Origin of the sequence: Pontiella sulfatireligans, assembly GCF_900890705.1 — a bacterium.
GTDB classification, from domain to species: domain Bacteria; phylum Verrucomicrobiota; class Kiritimatiellia; order Kiritimatiellales; family Pontiellaceae; genus Pontiella; species Pontiella sulfatireligans.
This window is the reverse complement of the sequence record NZ_CAAHFH010000002.1, coordinates 1944316-1960217: the sequence shown is the minus strand read 5'-3', so window position 1 is coordinate 1960217 and position 15902 is coordinate 1944316. Positions and strand designations below refer to the sequence as shown.

The following is a 15902-nucleotide window of genomic DNA, read 5'->3' as shown; positions in this document are numbered from 1 at the left end:
GCATTCCGCTTATTGGATGGTTTCGGGGATTTCGCGGTAGAAGAGAAGCAGAATGATGGCGACGCCGATGACTTCGTTGCCGACGGCCTGGAAAGCGTTGGCGGGGCCGGCCTGCCAGGCGAAAAGACCAAACGAGAGGCCGGTCAGCAGAATGATGCCGAGCGTGAAGATCGAGGTGATGCTGACGGGGTCTTTCCATTCGTCGCGCAAATGCCGGAGCCATCCGAAATACTGGTAGCCCATCAGCACGAACACGGTATAGGTCAGAAACGAATAATCCTCCAGCGCCGGCACCATGATGAAGGCGTCGTACAGCCCGTGAATCATCACCGCCATGCCAAAGGTGACCAGCGCCTGAAGCACGTTTTCGGCTCTATGCGCAACAGCGCGGGTGAGCGTGAGGCCGCACATGGCCGTGAGCGCAATATGCAAAAAATTGGCGGTCGCGAAACGGCCCAGTGCACTGAGCCCGGCCGAATGTTCGAAATAGTTAATGTTTTCCTCAATGGCAAACCCGAGACCGACCAGGCCGGCAATCGTCAGGATTTCCAGATCGGTGCGTTTCAGCAGGAAAGGAATGAGCGGGACGAAAAAGAGCAGCTTCATCAGTTCTTCGCGCAGGCCGATGCCGCCGATGCAGTAGATGAGCTGCTGCGCCATCTCATTGCCCATCACAAAACCAAGCTGATGTTCCTGCCAGTAGATCACCAGCAACGTACCATGCGTGGACAGCGCTCCAAGCAGCAGCGCAGGAACAGCCAGCTTCACCACGGCAGCCTTGATGGAGAGCGACCCGTTGAAGCGCAACAGGATCAGGGCCCAGATCAGCCCCGAAAACAGCGCGAGCGCCAGCATGGCCATGCTCGTTCCTTCGTAGGCGGCGGGGATTTGGGTTTTAATGATGACCGGCCAGTCCATTCGGTCGAGTGCGATTTCCTGCACTACATAGGGCGTTATGAATTCCTTATATTTAGGGTCTGCCCCAAGCGCCTCAATGGCATCGTACTTTTCGAGATCCAGATAGGTGGTGACCAACCGCTCGCGGGCGTGGGCGCTGTCGTGACCATCAATTTCCCGATACAGCGCCGTGATCGCGGCAAGGTCGTTTTTCCGGTTCTCGAACGCTAGCGCGAGGGCAAAATTGGCGTCGGGCGCAGGCGGCTCGGCGACGGCCAGCAGCTCCAAGGGCTGGAGGGCGGCGGCATCCTTCGGCTTTGAGCAGGCTTCGACGAACGCCACGGCAATGGCATGGTTAGTGGAAGAAAGGCTTCCGGCAGCGGGGATCTCAATGGCGTTGCTGGGAGGCGCGTAATAGAGCAGGTATTGGATATCCAACAGTTTTTCATGAAACGGCGCATCGGCCTTGAGTATTGCGGCAACGGCCGCCTCAACCGCATTCTGATTTGATTCCTCCAGCAGAAATCCATCCAGCTCTTCATCATATTCACCCACATATTCTGGAGCGAATACATCCTGATAGGCATCCAGCCGGCCCGTGTTTAGAAAACTGACGCCCACGCCCAAAACCACCAGCACGACCGCAAGCGCCAGCGAGCTTTTCCGAAGAAAGCCCGCCTGCCTCGTAAGATGAAATAGTTTGTTTTTGTTCATCATTTTCTATCCACCCGGGCTTCCGTACGAGTTGCGCAACCCTCGAAAGCACGGCAGCGTTGACTGCCGTCAAACATGACAGCCCTTTATTCCCCTAGCAACCATGAAGCGTAAAGCAACGAATCCAACTCCTGTCCACTTCCCTCATTTGTATCGCAAAGACTCCTCGCCGCTCATGCAGGCCTGCTGTACAATGTAAAACCAAGGGTGGGGCGGATAAAAGGAATAAGGAGCAAATCCGTTGAGATTGAATAGAACCGTTTTTAATCGTTCTTTACCGCCTGCGCTTCCAAGCACTGGAAAGCGAGCAAACCCCTGCATAATCGGGCGGGCGGAACAATGACGCGGCGACCCGTCATAATGCTTTCCCATTTTCTGCGGTTCATTGTACTGGTCGTGCTGCTGCTGCTTTTCCAGGTGGTCGTATTGCCTCGCATTGTGGAGCGCATGATTCTTTCGAAATTAGATGAAATAGGCCTTCCGGATGCGACGATGGAAGTGCACAGCTGCTCCTGGCGCGGGGCTGACATCGCAAATGTGACGCTGGACAAGGAGTGCTGCGGTGTCATCGGGGCCATGGCCGTCCAGTATTCGCCCAGATCGCTGATGCAGGGAAAGCTGAAGCGAGCCCAGATCATTGGGGGTCAGCTGCTGTTGCGCGTTCGGAATGGAAAGATTGAGTTCGGGGGTTCGAGACAGCTGAAATCCGGAAGCGGTGAAGCCCTATTTGACCACATCGAGCTGAACGCCTGCATATTATCCGTTGAATGGAAAAACAAACGCATCCATATCCCCTGCGACGGCTCCATTGTCAACTCAGGCGCCGGCCGGTTGGAAGGAGATCTGAACCTAAACCTGCAGGGTGTTCCACTGCGGCTGCAATTCGCCATGCTCCGCGAAGACAAGGCGTTGTCCTTCGGCATCGAGAAGAAGGCCGTGGATCTGCGGGCGCTGCTGGCGGCTTTGCCGGCCGATGCGCCGGATCTTCCCGCAAGATTTGCCGGCCGGGCAGACCTCAAGCTCGAGGGCTCGGTCTCCGGAAACAATGGACTGGCCTTTGCGTTGACCGCCCGGAACGGGCAGCTCAAAACCGCTCTGGCTGGTTTTCCAGTCGATGCAGACGAATTCGATTTCAGCGTGGAGAAGACGGCGGAGGGATTCGCCTTCGAGGGCTCGGCCGCCGGGGAGCAATGGCAGCTGAAAAAACTTTCCGGATTATGGCCGAAAAATGCCGGGGAGCGCCTCGTAAGCATGGCATGGGAATTTGAGGGCCATCCTCCGGAGAGCGTGTCGCGGGCGGTTTCAGACCACGGGCTGGACATCTCCCAGCTTGGTGCAATGAACATCAGCGGACGCTTATTGACGAATTTATCCCGAGCGCCCGGCAGCACCGTGCCTGACTTTGAGGTTCCCGAGCTGCTGGTGGCGTTTGCTCCCGGCAAGTTGCGCATAAAACCGAATGCAGTGCTCCGAAAATTTTCGGGCGAGGTTCGGCTGAGCGGAAGTTTCAAGAATGCGCGGAGCAGCTTTTTTCTGCAGCCGGACAGCTGGCTGGGGTTCGGTTCCGCCCGGTTCGGCGCGTTGACGATTGAAAACATGCGGATGACCTTGCAGACCAAGAACGGCCGAAGCGTGGTTGAGTCGGTATTCGATGAAAACGGGCCAAGCACTCATGTTCATCTGGAGGCCGTGTCCCACGGCGCAACGGTGCGGGCAGGCAAGAAAAGCCTACCGGCAAAAGTGGATGGAGTTCGACTCTCCATCGACACCCGTGTAGGTCCGGAGACGGTTGAGGCCGCCGGAACCCTTGCGCTTGACCGACTGGAGCAGCGGGAGGGCTCTTCAGGATTGCTGCTTGCGCTGGAAGGGGCGGTGCTGAATGCCCGGTTAAATCAGGACGGCGTCGATGGCCCGGCCATTGAATCGACGCTTGCATTGAATGCGGCAACCCTGCTTAACGCACAATCCGAGGCCCTGCTTACACTGAATGAAGAGATACTGAAACCGCTTTCCGGCACGTTTAACCTGAAGCAGCGCAAGGGCGCCGTTTCGCTCGAATGGCCCCTTCAACCAAACGCCGTGCTGCATGCGAACGGATATATCACCCTCGGGGAAACTAATCCGTCAGGATTCTTTTCGGTTGCGTGCGAGGGCTTCCGGATAGCGGAGGAACAAGCGGCCGTCAAGCGGCTGGCGGAGTCAACCGGTTTGACGGTGAGCGGCGACGTCTCGCTGAAGGGCAATGTGAAGCTGCAGCAAGGCCGCCTCGTTCCGCGCATCACCCTTGCGGCCTCGGGGGCGGCCCTCTCCAGCACGCATTACCGGGCAAAGGCAGAAGGGATCAACGGGTCGGTGACCTTCACGGGCTTCTCGCCCATCTCCACCCCGGGAAACCAGCGTATAAGAATCAAAAGCCTCAAGCTGGGCAAATTGCTTTTGCATAACGGGCTTATTGCGTTATGCCTCGAAGATGATCCGCCGGCGATTCTCATCGAACGCGCGGAATGGGGCTGTCTGGGCGGGCGGGTCTACAGCCGCGCACTGCGGATCGACCAAAACCATCCCATCCTCGATGTCAGGTTATTCGCAAACGGGCTGGATATCGGCCAGCTGTTTGGCCTGGCATTTGGAGCTTCGGGAACCGGCCAAGGCTCGCTCTACGGGATGATTCCCGCGCGGGTTTCCCGCTCGAACCTGGCTGATTTCACCATCGGAGAGGGGTTCCTCTATTCAACCTCCGGGGAAGGGTCGTGGAAACTCGAAGAGAATAATACGGCCAATATCGTTCAGCAGGCGCTTGAGCAGCAATTTGAGAAAATGCTGCCGGAATCTATCGACGAGGGCGTTCACGACAAGATACTCAGCGCATTGCGGAATTTTGAATACAGCATGTTCAAAATTGATTTTGTCCGGCAGGCCGACGGCATCCTCGCCCGGGTAACCACACGGGGCCATAGCAGGAACCAGCGAGTTCCTGTGGAGTTTGAAGAACTCATTCTGGAGTTTCCCGGATTTGATGAAAACCTGCGTAAACTAATGATCATTAAAACCGCGATCGGCCAGAATTTTAAGCAGATGGCGAAGCCGTCGGAACGTTGAACTCAACATCATTAAGAACCTGCAGTTGAAGGCATAATAAGATTGAACAGCCCATCAGAGCATGCTGGAATCCATAAACAAATTGAGGTGCATCATGAAACATGTTTTTTTTACTGCAGCGGTCTTGGCAACGGGTTCTTTTTTAGGTTGCGCGCATCGAGTGGATATGAAGCCGATTAAAGTGGAACCAGTCCACATGACGCTCGATATCAATGTTAAAATGCAGCAGCAGGAGATTGAAGAAGCGGCGGCCGAAACCTCTCCGGTGGTCGGCAAGGCCGCGCCTGACTTTTCCATCCCTGACCAGAACGACAAGCCGGTCACGCTCAGCGAATTCCGCGGCAAGTGGGTGGTTCTTTACTTTTACCCCAAGGATGACACAACGGGATGCACGATCGAGGCCAAAGAATTTACCGAACTGCTGCCCCGGTTTCACGCGATGAACGCCGAGGTCATCGGAATCAGCGAGGACTCAGCCCAGTCGCATTGTGATTTCGTCGATAAACATAATCTCGAGCTTTCGCTCCTGAGCGACGAGGATCATGTGGTGATGGAAAGCTATGGCGCATGGGTCATCAGTTCCTTTGGCAAAATGCATTACGGCCGTGTGATCCGCGTTACCATGATTATTGATCCGGAAGGGATCATTCGCCACTACATCCCGGAAGTCCTGCCGCAAGGGCACGCGGAGCGCGTCCTCAACAAGCTGGCCGTCTTGCAAGGTGCGGGCCCGGCCGAATAGGACCGATCGAAGGAAAGCGGAAAATTCTCGTCATTGCAAAATCTTCATGCTCCACTCACGCGCTATGAAACCTGTCATGCTTTTTACAGATGGAAGTGTACATCCGCCTTCCCGGACCGGTTATGGCGCCTACCTCGCCGTAACCGACCCGGCCGCCGATCCGGAAACGCTAAAAGACCGCATTCAATTGAAGCGGTTTAAGCTCACCTCTTCCACCCAACTCGAAATACAAACGCTCCTCTGGGCGCTCGGCGAAATCCAGGCTCCGGCAGTGACGGTCTACACCGACTCGCAAAACATGGTCGGCCTGCCCGGCCGCCGCGAACGCTTTGAGCTTCACGAATACCGCTCCAAAAGCGGAGCCCGGCACAGGCACGCGGATCTGTATCAGGAATTTTATAGACTAACCGATCAATTCGGCTGCACCTTTGTGAAAGTGAAGGGCCACCACCTTTCCGATCAAAAGGATGCAGTCGACCGGTTCTTCACCCTCGTTGACCGTGCTTCGCGCCAAGCCCTCCGGACCGATCCGCTTTGCATTTAAGCGTCCGCAAGGTATAAGGGGCGCCATGAAAGTTCCGAAACAAATAAAAACCTTGATTGAGGACGGCCTGGTGGACGAAGTCCTGCGCCAGATGATGAGCGGCAAGGAAGCCACCATTTATATCGTCCGCTGCGGCGATAAGATCCGTTGTGCCAAGGTGTACAAAGACGCCTCCCAGCGCAGCTTTAAGAAGGCCGTGCAATACCGCGAAGGGCGCTCCGTGCGCAATACCCGCCGGGGGCGCGCCATGGAAAAGGGCTCCAAGTTCGGCAAAAAGGAGCAGGAGGAAGTCTGGCAAAACGCCGAAGTCGATGCGCTCTATCTGCTGGCTGATGCCGGCGTGCGGGTTCCCAAGCCCTACGGCTGCTTCGACGGCGTGCTGCTGATGGAGCTGATCACCGATGCCAACGGCGCCGTTGCCCCGCGCCTCAACGATGTTGCCATGCCCCCCGAGCAGGCGCGCAAAGACCACGCAACGGTGATGAAAGAGATTATCCGCATGCTCTGCGCCGGGATCGTCCATGGCGACTTGTCGGAGTTCAATGTGCTGGTCGATGGGAACGGCCCGGTCATTATCGATCTTCCGCAGGCGGTCAACGCCGCCGGCAACAACAATGCCCAGCGGATGCTGGCGCGCGACGTTAACAACATGACCGCCTACTATGGGCGCTTCGCCTCCGACCTGCTCGGCAGCAAGCACGCCAAAGAAATCTGGGCGCATTATGAAGCCGGCACCCTCTCCCCCGAGACCAAGCTCACCGGCCTCTTCCGGGAAAGCACCAAGCCCGCCGACGTGGAAGGCGTGTTGCGGGAAGTCGAATTCGCCGCCAAAGAAAATGAAGAGCGCTTGCACCGGATCCGCGTCCGCGAACTGCTGGCCAAGGCTCAAGAACGCCAAAAGTGACCGAAAAACCATGGCGACCTTGAACTATTTATCCGGCTATGCCCCGGAGCTGCAGGAAAAGATCCAGCAGATGATCGAACAGGACTCGCTGCGCGCATTCCTGCAAAAGAAACATCCCGGCACCCACAACATCCGGAGCGACGCCGCGTTGCGCGACTACACCCTCGCGCTCAAAAACCGCTTTATGAAAAAATCCGCACCGCTGAGCAAAGTGGCCTACGACAACAAGATCCACGTCATCCATGGCGCCCTCGGAACGCATAGCTATGTGGCCCGGGTGCAAGGCGGGAAACTCAAAAGCAAGAACGAGATCCGCATCGGCAGCGTTTTCAAGAAGGCTCCGGAAGCGTTTTTAAACATGATTGTGGTGCATGAGCTGGCCCATCTGAAGGAAAAAGGCCACAACAAGGCCTTCTACAAGCTCTGCGAGCACATGCTGCCCGACTACCACCAACGCGAGTTTGAAATGCGGCTCTATCTGACGCAGCTGGAATTGAGCGGCCCAGACATATAGCACAAGAGGGGCACTGCTTTCGGCGCGGGATTATGAAATAAGTGCCCCAACCGCAAACCTCCCGTTTTTAAAGGATTACCGATGACCGCCAAAACCCATATTCTCGGCAAAGACGCCGCCCTCGAAGACACGATCGCAAAGGCGCAGGCCCTGCTGACCACTCATGGCTTTCCCGTCGATCTGGTTTCCAGCAAAAACCCCGTGCGCAACTGCTGGTCGGTCCACCTGCGGTCGGCGGAATGCCCGCAGATCTACACCAACGGCAAGGGCGGCTCCAAACTCGCCAGCGAAGCCAGCGCGATTCTCGAGTTTTTCGAGCGGCTCTCCACCAACCTCTTTTTCTTCGACTTCTATCTCGGCAACGCTCCCGAAAACAGCTTTGTGTTTTACCCGGCCGAGAAATGGTTTCCCATCGACGCCCCGGCCGCCATCCCGACCCACCACCCCGACGGCACCGAGCTGCTCAACGAAACCCTGCGGACATTCTATAACCCAGAAGGGGAACTGCTCCCGTCCCAGCTGCTCGACAACAATACCGACCAGCCGGACCGCGGCATTGCCGCGCTGCCCTTCGAGTGCATGGAAACCAAAGAGACGGTCTACTTCCCCGTCAGCATTCTCACCAACCTCTATGTCAGCAACGGCATGGCCGCCGGCAATACGCCGACCGAATGCCGGGCGCAGGCGCTGGCCGAAATCATGGAGCGCTACGTTAAGAACCAGATCATTGCCGAAGGCATCTGCCTGCCCGACGTGCCGCAATCCGTACTCGACCGCTTCCCCCGCATTCAGGCCGACATCGACGAGCTCAACGAGCACGGCTTTCCGATCATGGTCAAAGACGCCTCGCTAGACGGCCAGTTCCCCGTGATCTGCGTCCTGCTGATCAATCCCAAAGACGGCGGGTGCTATGCTTCGTTCGGCGCGAGCTGCCGCTTCGAGGTGGCGCTCGAACGCACCGTGACCGAACTGCTGCAGGGGCGCGGCCTCGACCAGCTGGATATTTTCGAGCGGCCCTCGCACGACCTCGACGCCGTGGCCGACGGGCTTAACCTGGAAAGCCATTTCATCGATTCCGTGGGGCTGCTTTCCTGGAAAATGTTCGGCAACCAGCCGGACCATGCGTTCAACGATTGGGATTTTCAGGGCACCACCGCAGAGGAATACGCGCATTTAATGTCCATCATCAACCGTCTCGGCTTCAGCGCCTACTGCGCCGAATACCCGCACTGCGGCGTCTACACCTGCCGCATCATTGTGCCCGGCATGTCGGACATCTATCCCGCCGAGGATCTGATCTGGAGCAGCAAGACCACGGGCGCCTCCCTGCGTCCGGAACTGCTCAAACTCAACCAAATGTCCGTCGATGAGCTGAACGGCTTTACGGAAAAACTGGAAGAGCTCGGGCTGAGCGACGTCCAGCCCCTTTCCGACGCCATTGGGGTGATCTTTGAGGAAGGCACGGCTTGGCACTCGCTGCGCATTGGCGAGCTGAAAGGGATGCTGTCGCTAGCCACGGGCAATCTTAAAGAAGCGGCCCAGTGGTGCAGCTGGTGCCAGCACTTTGATTCCCTGCCGCCCGCGCGGCAAACCCTCTACCGCGCCATTCACGAGCTGGTGAACTTTGGACTTACGGGAGAGAACCCGGGCGTCTACGATGCTAACCTCGGCCTGTTTTTCGATGAGCAAACCTTGGCCGACGCCCGGAACATTATCGCAGGGAAACTAACCTTTCACGGGCTCCGCTTCGCCGAAAGCTGGGAGGCCGTATCGCCCGCCCATCAAAATTTTATGGCAATCTACAACCGGCTTCGCCCGCTCAAAACCGCTTAAGGAACCTTGATCGCTACATTATCGTAGTGCATTTCCTGCTTGGGCGTCACGAGGCCGATTTTATTCTTCGTCGCATGCGCGATGCCTTCAGACCGGAGCGAACCAATCAACTTCCCGTCGATAAAAGCCTGCATGACGTCGCCCTTGATGCGCACCGAAACCGAGTACCACTGACCGGGCTTCAGCTTGACCGGAAAGACGGCCTCTTTGGTCTTCAGCAGTTCTGCGGTGGCGGCATCCATCGTCTTGGCTTGACGCATGGCGTGAATCTTGTTTTCAAAAACGCCGGTTTTGCCGTCGCGCAGCGTCACTTTGGTCGGAGACACGACCACCCGGCAGACATGGCCAGCATGCGACCCTTTGAAACCATTTTCATTGAACGTGAGGTTGGTTGCTTTTGATCCTTCGAACTTGAGGTCGACGCGCAGCTCAACGTCGCTGAAGGGCTCAAGGGTAACGCTGTGTACCGCCGCGTGGCCGCCGTCTTTTTGCTCGATGCCCACCAACGCGCCGTCGCGGATGACCGACGACGATTTATACAGCCTCCACTTTTTTGAAAGGGCCGGAGCGGAAAAGTCATCCGCGAAAACCTGCGTTTTGAAGGTGGCTTTTGAGATCGGCTGGAGGTTTTCAGCATGTGCCAGGAAGGCGGAAGCGCAAAACAACGAAACAAGAGATAGAGCTTTCAGTGCATTCAATATCGTTCTCCATTTAGAAACAGTTCGGAGATGATGCAATGAGCTGGCAAAAAAAACCATCGCCAAGTTGAACGGAAACCCGCTCTTCCTGGCGATGCAAGCCTTCAGTCTGATTGGCCGGTTTAGCGGCGGCCGCGACTGCGGTTATTCTGGCCGTCGCTCTGCTTGACGGTCTTCTTGCCGGATTTCTTGGCCGGTTTCTTCCAAGAATGCTCTTTGGTTGTGCACATGTCGGGCATCCCGGCCTGGCAATTCCCTTTGCCCCAACCATGGTTCGGCTTGCCGTGTCCCGGTTTTCCATGCCCCGGCTTGCCGGCGGGATAGGGGCCGTAAAACTCTTCTTTAACAATGGCAAAGGCGCCATAGATTTCGGGACCGATTTCATCGCCGCCCTCGGTGTACCAGATGCCGTCAACCAATACGTCGGTGCTCGTGACTGCCTTGAGCTTTAAGTAATAGTACTCGCGAACAAGCTGGGTTTTGCCGTCGATCTCAATCTCGTAGGTTTGGGACTGAATATTGATCAGCGCCGCGCCGGAATCAAAATAGCTCGCATAGCCGTAGTGGCGGTCGAGGTTGCCGTCGGGCTCGGTGCCCTGCGAATCGTCGCCGCGGTCCTGGTTGCTCAGCCAGGCATCGTTCCATTTCATATAGAGGTCAAGGTCGCGGGCGCCCCAGTACCACAGCTCCGAAAGCATGGCTTCGGCATCCTCAATCGTATCAGCGTAGCCGTATTCGACCATCGCCAGGTAATACATTTCGGTGTTGCCCATGTAAGGCGGGAATCCATCGCCGCCCAAATAGACATTGGCGTAGGAGCCTTTGAACATGTGGGTCTGGTAGTTGTAGCCGAACATGTCGCGGCAGACCGTCCTCGGCCAGCCTTCGAGGTAGTGGCCTTCGGGATAAAAGATCGTCGGGGGCTTGTCCTTCAGGGTTGCCGCATCAACGAGACCTGCATAGACCATGCAGCAAACAACCACTAGCAATGCTTTGAGAGTACGCATAACTTTCTCCTTTTGTTGTTTTAAGAGCTTACAACAGAGCAAGATCCATGCCTTATTGCAACCTCTGAGCTTGTTGCATCAATAGCAACCCGCGCAGAGAAAGTCAATTAAACGCTTATGATCTGGCTGGCTCAGGAAATAGGGCGCCGCTTAACCTGAACCCTATGGGCTTCGTTCGTGTCTAACAGCAAAACGTATATGCAGGAGGAGCATCATGTGTACGGAACCTGATTTTGATCTGCCTGAATCCTTCATCAAAGCGATGCGGCGGCTTGAGGCCGGCGAAGTGGATGCCGAGCTGAGAGTAAAGCTGGCACCCGATACCGAAGCGTTGGTGCAAAAGATCGCCGAACAGACGGGGCTCCCCGCCGGCACGGCCGCCTCGGCCCTGCTCGCCGAGGGCATTGCGGCCTACCGGTCAAAAGGGATTCTTTTTTAGCCGTCAGGAGGCAGGGCATGACGAGGCTTCAATTCATATTGGCGGCGAGCGCCTTCCTTTGGGTAAACCTAGCGATTGCTCAGGCCGTCCCCCAACCGACGTTTACTGTGCGGGCCACCTCCGCACCGCCCTATAGCGCGACCGGCGAACTCTTCATCTTGCAGACCGACACCAACACGACGGCGCTGGTTAACCCCGTCTTGGTGGTGGAGGGCTTCGACATCGGCAACAGCATGGACTGGCCGGAGCTCTACGACCTGCTGAACAAGGAAAACCTGGTGACCGACCTGCAAAGCTACGGGCGGGACCTGATTGTCCTTAATTTTGGCGACTCCACAGCCGATATACTCGCCAACAGCGCCTTGACCGAAGCCGCCGTCAACTACGTCAACAGCCACCGTTCCAACCCGTCCGACAAGTTTACCGCTATTGGCGCCAGCCTCGGCGGTTTGACGCTGCGCAAGGCGCTGGTCGGTCTGCCCTACCACGATGTGAACACTTGGATCAGCTTCGATGCGCCGCACGAGGGCGCCAACCTGCCGCTAGGCGTCCAGGAGTTCTTTGAATATTTCAGCACCGTCAATCTTCCGACGTTCGATCCCATACGCGAGTTTCTGCTGTCGCTCGACACGCCGGCCGCCCGGCAAATGCTGCTGGTTCACCACAGCCATTCACCGGACGCGCCAGCCGGCGCGAGCGCCCCGGAACGGCAGGAATTTGTGAACACCATGACCGCAGCGGGATATCCAGCCAACTGCAAAACCATCGCCATCAGCAACGGTTCCGGCTACGGCGAAAAGCTGCCGTTCAATCCCGGGGACCTTATGCTTCACTGGGAATATAACGGCGGCGGTTTTCTGGATCCCAACATTGATGCGGATATTTATGCCCTGCCCCAATCAGACAATGCCGCTTCCACGGTTTTCTATGGCGATTTCGACGCGTTCCTTTTCGGAAGGCCGGAAAAGACGGTCAATACCTACCACCCGCTTTCACTCGACAACGCACCGGGCGGCTACCGCACCACCTTCTTCCAAATCTTCACCAACCTGCCTCCAGACTATATTGACGGCGACGACTACATCGCCTCGACCAACCACTGCTTCATTCCCACCGTCAGCGCGCTCGGCATTCCCATCGAAAACATTGAATCCAACCTCGCCAGCCATGCGGAGCTGACCGCCCTCAGTCCGTTCGACGAAATCCACTATGCCGTCAATAATGAAGAGCATGTGGAGATCAACGCCCGCAACAAGCGCTGGATCATGCGCGCCGTGCTCGAAGACCACGACTCCGACGGCGACGGATTCGACGACTATCAGGAATTCCTGCTCGGCACCGCATACGATGACGCGGATAGCACGCTGACCGTCTACGCGGTTATCGAAGTGCACTTGGTCGATGGCACGGCGGCACTTTCGTGGAACGCTTATCCGAATACGCAATACGCAGTGCGCTTCACCGAGGCGCTGGACGAGCCATGGCTGCCGCTCGAAACCATTCCGCCGACTTCTGAGCCAGATATCACCCGCGAATATCTGCTCGAAAGCGAAGCGCTCTCTGGCTTTTTCCAGATCATCGCGACACCCGTCGATCCCGTCACCGATTGATGTTTCACAGGATGGTTGTCCGCGGTAAACTGCCGGAATAAATAAGGGCACAGAATATGAGTGATGATCATGTAAAACACGGATGGAACCTTACCCGATGTGATTTCCTGAAAGCTTCAGGAACCGTCGTCTGCGGGCTGTCTTTAAGATCGGCCGGCGCAACGGAGAGCACAGCAAGGCTGCGCTTCGGGATTCTAACCGATCCGCACTATGCCGACACCGCCCCGAAGGGCTCGCGCCACTACAGAGAATCCGTAGCCAAAATGGCCGAATGCATCGCGCTGATGAATGAGCAACGGGTTGATTTTATAGTCGAGCTCGGCGACTTCAAAGACCAGAACAAACCCGTCTCTGAGGCAAGCTCCTTGGAAAACCTCAAGGCCATTGAATCCGTTTTTGGTCGGTTCAAGGGCCCGCGCTACCATGTTTTGGGCAATCATGATGCAGACAGCATCTCGAAGGAACAGTTTCTAGCGAACACCGAGAACACAGGAATTGAACCCGGATCGAAATACTATTCCTTCGATTCAAAGGGGCTTCATTTCATCGTGCTTGATCCCAACTACAAGGCGGATGGGTCCGACTACGACCACGGCAACTTCCACTGGAAGGATACCAACATTCCAGATCAAGAAATGGCTTGGCTCAAAAATGATCTGGCCGAAACGACCGCCCCCACCATTGCATTTATTCATCAGCCGCTTGATCCCCGTGACGAAACGCTGTTCATCAAGAATGCAGATCAGGTTCGGCAAGCATTGCAGGAGAGCAAAAAAGTTCTGGCGGTTTTTCAGGGCCACCTTCATAAGGGAAACTACTCGCACATTGAAGGCATCCACTACTACACCCTGAAAGCCATGGTTGAAGGAACCGGCGCAGCAAACAATTCATACGCGATTGTCGAAGTGGATCATGGCGGCAACATCACCGTCACCGGCTACAGCCGGGCCGTCTGCCAGACAATGAACAAAGCCCCGGCTTAATCGCCTAGCGGAGAGGGGGTAATCGCGGAGCATGACTAGAGGCGGAAAATTTTGCCTGATTGCAGCGGCGGCTTGCCTGCAGGGAATTGCGCCCTGCATCGGTCAAACCAGGGATTTTGCCGTGGCCGTTTACGGCGCACAGCTGACCCGGGAAAAATGGGAACACACCATCTCTCCGGATACTCGTTTTACCGGAGCAACCCTTGTCTCGGCGACGGCCTCCTGGACCGCCTTGCGGTTCTTCGACGGAAAGCTGTCCTGTGACGTGGAAGCAGGGGTTGGAAAATATTTCGGGGAGCAAGACAACTGGGAGTTCAACCTGCCCATCCTCGGACTCCGCTGGCACCGCTTTCCCTGGGATCACCGGCTGGCGACCAGCCTGGCCTGGGGAATCGGCCCGTCCTACGCCACACGTGTTCCGGAAATCGAGCTTGAAACCAACGACGACAGCCAGCGCTGGCTGATCTATTGGTACGGGGAATTGACCCTTGGCCCACGCGAATCAAACTGGGAGGTTTTGATGCGGCTGCACCATCGCTCCGACGGTTTCGGCACCGTGGCCGACGACGGCGGCTCAAATGCCGTGGGTGCGGGAGTTCGATACCGTTTTTAATCCGTCAGCATACGTCTAAAATGATGCCTTCCTCCCCAGCGCGGAAAGAGAACGATCCGGCTTCGATATTGCCCATCAGCGATGCACCCAACGGGGACTCGGGCGTGATGACGGTGACCCGCTTCCCGTCAACGGTCACTTCGCCGCCGCCACCGCAGTGGAGCAGCAGGTAGCAATCGGTTTCGCCGCTCATCTCCACCTCGACCAGCGCGCCGACATCGACTTCCTGCCCGGTAAAGTCCTCGACTTCCAACGCCTTGAGCTCCTCAATCTGCTTGGCGAGAGTGATGCACTGCTTGGCATAGCCATGCGCAAGAAAAGCGGCTTCGACCCCGGTCGTGTCCCGCTGTTTTTCAGCATTCGGCGCACTGAAGGCCGCGCCCTTGTTGGACTGCTCATTAGCATGGCTCAACCGGCTCAGCTCGCGTTCCAGCTCTTGAAGGATCGTATTTAGAATAATGCGTTTCATGGCGGCGGTTATTGCGGCTCCTAAAATTCCGCGTGAAAGCATGTTATGTTTTATTTTCCCAAGGGAACTCGCTCTGGCTACAGGGTTTATCCAAAAAGCCGCACAATTTCCCATAGGCTCCCTTTTCCCCCACATTCAACACCAGAAGATTCTCTGGCCGGGAACGGAAATGATCGACCACCCCTGCATTATGGCGCTCATAGGTTCCGATCAGCACATCCTTTTGATAGGGGTTGTCTTCGGGAACGTCAAAAAGATTGCGGTGAATGTACCAACTCCCGTCTTTTTCCAGCTCCGCTTTGGTCGGAGGAACGCGGCCATCGCTCCAAACCTTTGCATGGAAACGCACCAACGACTCATACCATTGCTCGGAGGAATCCCGCACCGTTAAAATAAACCTGCTGCCCGGGAAGGCGGCATCCAAAGCTTTATAGGTGTCGGGATAACTGAATGGCAAGTCCTGAAAAGCCTGCGCGGTGCGGCAAAACCAGATGAGCGTACGGAAATCACGCTGCGCCCAATGCTTGAAGGCGATCTGCTCCCCCAGATGCTGATTGCCCACCACATAACCGAGCCGCTTCAACGCCGTTTCAAGGGATGTCGTTCCGGTCTTGTTGAAGCCAATGCAAAAAACCTTTTGCTTTCCAACGGAAAGGATTGCCCCCAAACCCAATCGTCCGCAAAGGCGCATCCTGTTTTTTAACCTATGGAGCATATCCCTCCCGCCATATCCGCACCCAACATGTGCTGAAACAGTAAATATCTAAAAGAGCAGCGCCACAACATGTAAATAATGTGAATTGCCCGACCCCATCACGGAAAAAGCCAAAGGCAAG

The 15902-nt window shown here is 56.4% G+C and carries 15 protein-coding genes; 10 read left to right on the top strand and 5 right to left on the bottom strand.

All coding sequences use genetic code 11. The annotated features are described in order from the left end of the window. Nucleotides 1-9: 9 nt before the first annotated feature. A complete protein-coding gene (locus SCARR_RS21080) occupies nucleotides 10-1614 on the bottom strand; it encodes a PrsW family glutamic-type intramembrane protease (protein ID WP_136063621.1) in 1605 nt (534 codons plus the stop codon). Between the two features lie 357 nt (nucleotides 1615-1971). Between SCARR_RS21080 and SCARR_RS21075 the strand changes: the two genes are divergently transcribed. The 6 genes from SCARR_RS21075 to ycaO all read left to right on the top strand — a co-directional run bounded on the left by SCARR_RS21075 (nucleotide 1972) and on the right by ycaO (nucleotide 9247). Then, nucleotides 1972-4710, top strand: a complete 2739-nt coding sequence (locus SCARR_RS21075; RefSeq protein ID WP_168433502.1) for an intermembrane phospholipid transport protein YdbH family protein — start codon at nucleotides 1972-1974, stop codon at nucleotides 4708-4710. A gap of 166 nt (nucleotides 4711-4876) precedes the next feature. Continuing rightward, a complete protein-coding gene (locus SCARR_RS21070; protein WP_222846382.1) occupies nucleotides 4877-5452 on the top strand; it encodes a peroxiredoxin in 576 nt (191 codons plus the stop codon). Between the two features lie 76 nt (nucleotides 5453-5528). Then, entirely contained in the window at nucleotides 5529-5996 is a 468-nt protein-coding gene (locus SCARR_RS21065; protein ID WP_222846381.1) for a ribonuclease HI, read from the top strand. A gap of 25 nt (nucleotides 5997-6021) precedes the next feature. Continuing rightward, entirely contained in the window at nucleotides 6022-6900 is an 879-nt protein-coding gene (locus SCARR_RS21060) for a PA4780 family RIO1-like protein kinase (RefSeq protein WP_136063618.1), read from the top strand. Between the two features lie 10 nt (nucleotides 6901-6910). Further along, nucleotides 6911-7414 (top strand): M48 family metallopeptidase, encoded by a 504-nt coding sequence (locus SCARR_RS21055; protein WP_187356383.1) that lies wholly within the window; start codon nucleotides 6911-6913, stop codon nucleotides 7412-7414. A gap of 81 nt (nucleotides 7415-7495) precedes the next feature. After that, nucleotides 7496-9247: a 30S ribosomal protein S12 methylthiotransferase accessory factor YcaO gene (gene ycaO / locus SCARR_RS21050; RefSeq protein ID WP_136063616.1), complete on the top strand. Its 1752-nt coding sequence runs from the start codon at nucleotides 7496-7498 to the stop codon at nucleotides 9245-9247. Here the strand turns inward: ycaO and SCARR_RS21045 are convergent. Further along, on the bottom strand, nucleotides 9244-9945 hold the full coding sequence (locus SCARR_RS21045) for a family 16 glycoside hydrolase (protein ID WP_168433501.1): 702 nt from the start codon (nucleotides 9943-9945) through the stop codon (nucleotides 9244-9246). The genes ycaO and SCARR_RS21045 overlap by 4 nt on opposite strands. Before the next feature lie 122 nt (nucleotides 9946-10067). Next, nucleotides 10068-10952, bottom strand: coding sequence for a hypothetical protein (locus SCARR_RS21040; RefSeq protein ID WP_136063614.1), 885 nt, complete (start codon nucleotides 10950-10952; stop codon nucleotides 10068-10070). 214 nt (nucleotides 10953-11166) lie between these two features. On the opposite strand from SCARR_RS21040, the gene SCARR_RS21035 reads away from it, so the two are divergent. Genes SCARR_RS21035 through SCARR_RS21020 form a run of 4 tightly spaced genes read left to right on the top strand, consistent with a single transcriptional unit; the run spans nucleotide 11167 to nucleotide 14597 of the window. Further along, nucleotides 11167-11391: a hypothetical protein gene (locus SCARR_RS21035; protein ID WP_136063613.1), complete on the top strand. Its 225-nt coding sequence runs from the start codon at nucleotides 11167-11169 to the stop codon at nucleotides 11389-11391. Nucleotides 11392-11408: 17 nt separating this feature from the next. After that, nucleotides 11409-13001, top strand: a complete 1593-nt coding sequence (locus SCARR_RS21030) for an esterase/lipase family protein (RefSeq protein ID WP_136063612.1) — start codon at nucleotides 11409-11411, stop codon at nucleotides 12999-13001. Between the two features lie 56 nt (nucleotides 13002-13057). Beyond that, a complete protein-coding gene (locus SCARR_RS21025; RefSeq protein ID WP_136063611.1) occupies nucleotides 13058-13984 on the top strand; it encodes a metallophosphoesterase in 927 nt (308 codons plus the stop codon). A 31-nt stretch (nucleotides 13985-14015) separates the two neighbouring features. Continuing rightward, a complete protein-coding gene (locus SCARR_RS21020; protein ID WP_136063610.1) occupies nucleotides 14016-14597 on the top strand; it encodes a hypothetical protein in 582 nt (193 codons plus the stop codon). A 4-nt stretch (nucleotides 14598-14601) separates the two neighbouring features. On the opposite strand, the gene SCARR_RS21015 is transcribed toward SCARR_RS21020, so the two are convergent. Both SCARR_RS21015 and SCARR_RS21010 read right to left on the bottom strand, forming a co-directional pair. After that, nucleotides 14602-15066, bottom strand: coding sequence for a hypothetical protein (locus SCARR_RS21015; RefSeq protein ID WP_136063609.1), 465 nt, complete (start codon nucleotides 15064-15066; stop codon nucleotides 14602-14604). A 43-nt stretch (nucleotides 15067-15109) separates the two neighbouring features. Beyond that, nucleotides 15110-15781 (bottom strand): sulfotransferase, encoded by a 672-nt coding sequence (locus SCARR_RS21010; protein WP_136063608.1) that lies wholly within the window; start codon nucleotides 15779-15781, stop codon nucleotides 15110-15112. Nucleotides 15782-15902: the final 121 nt, after the last annotated feature.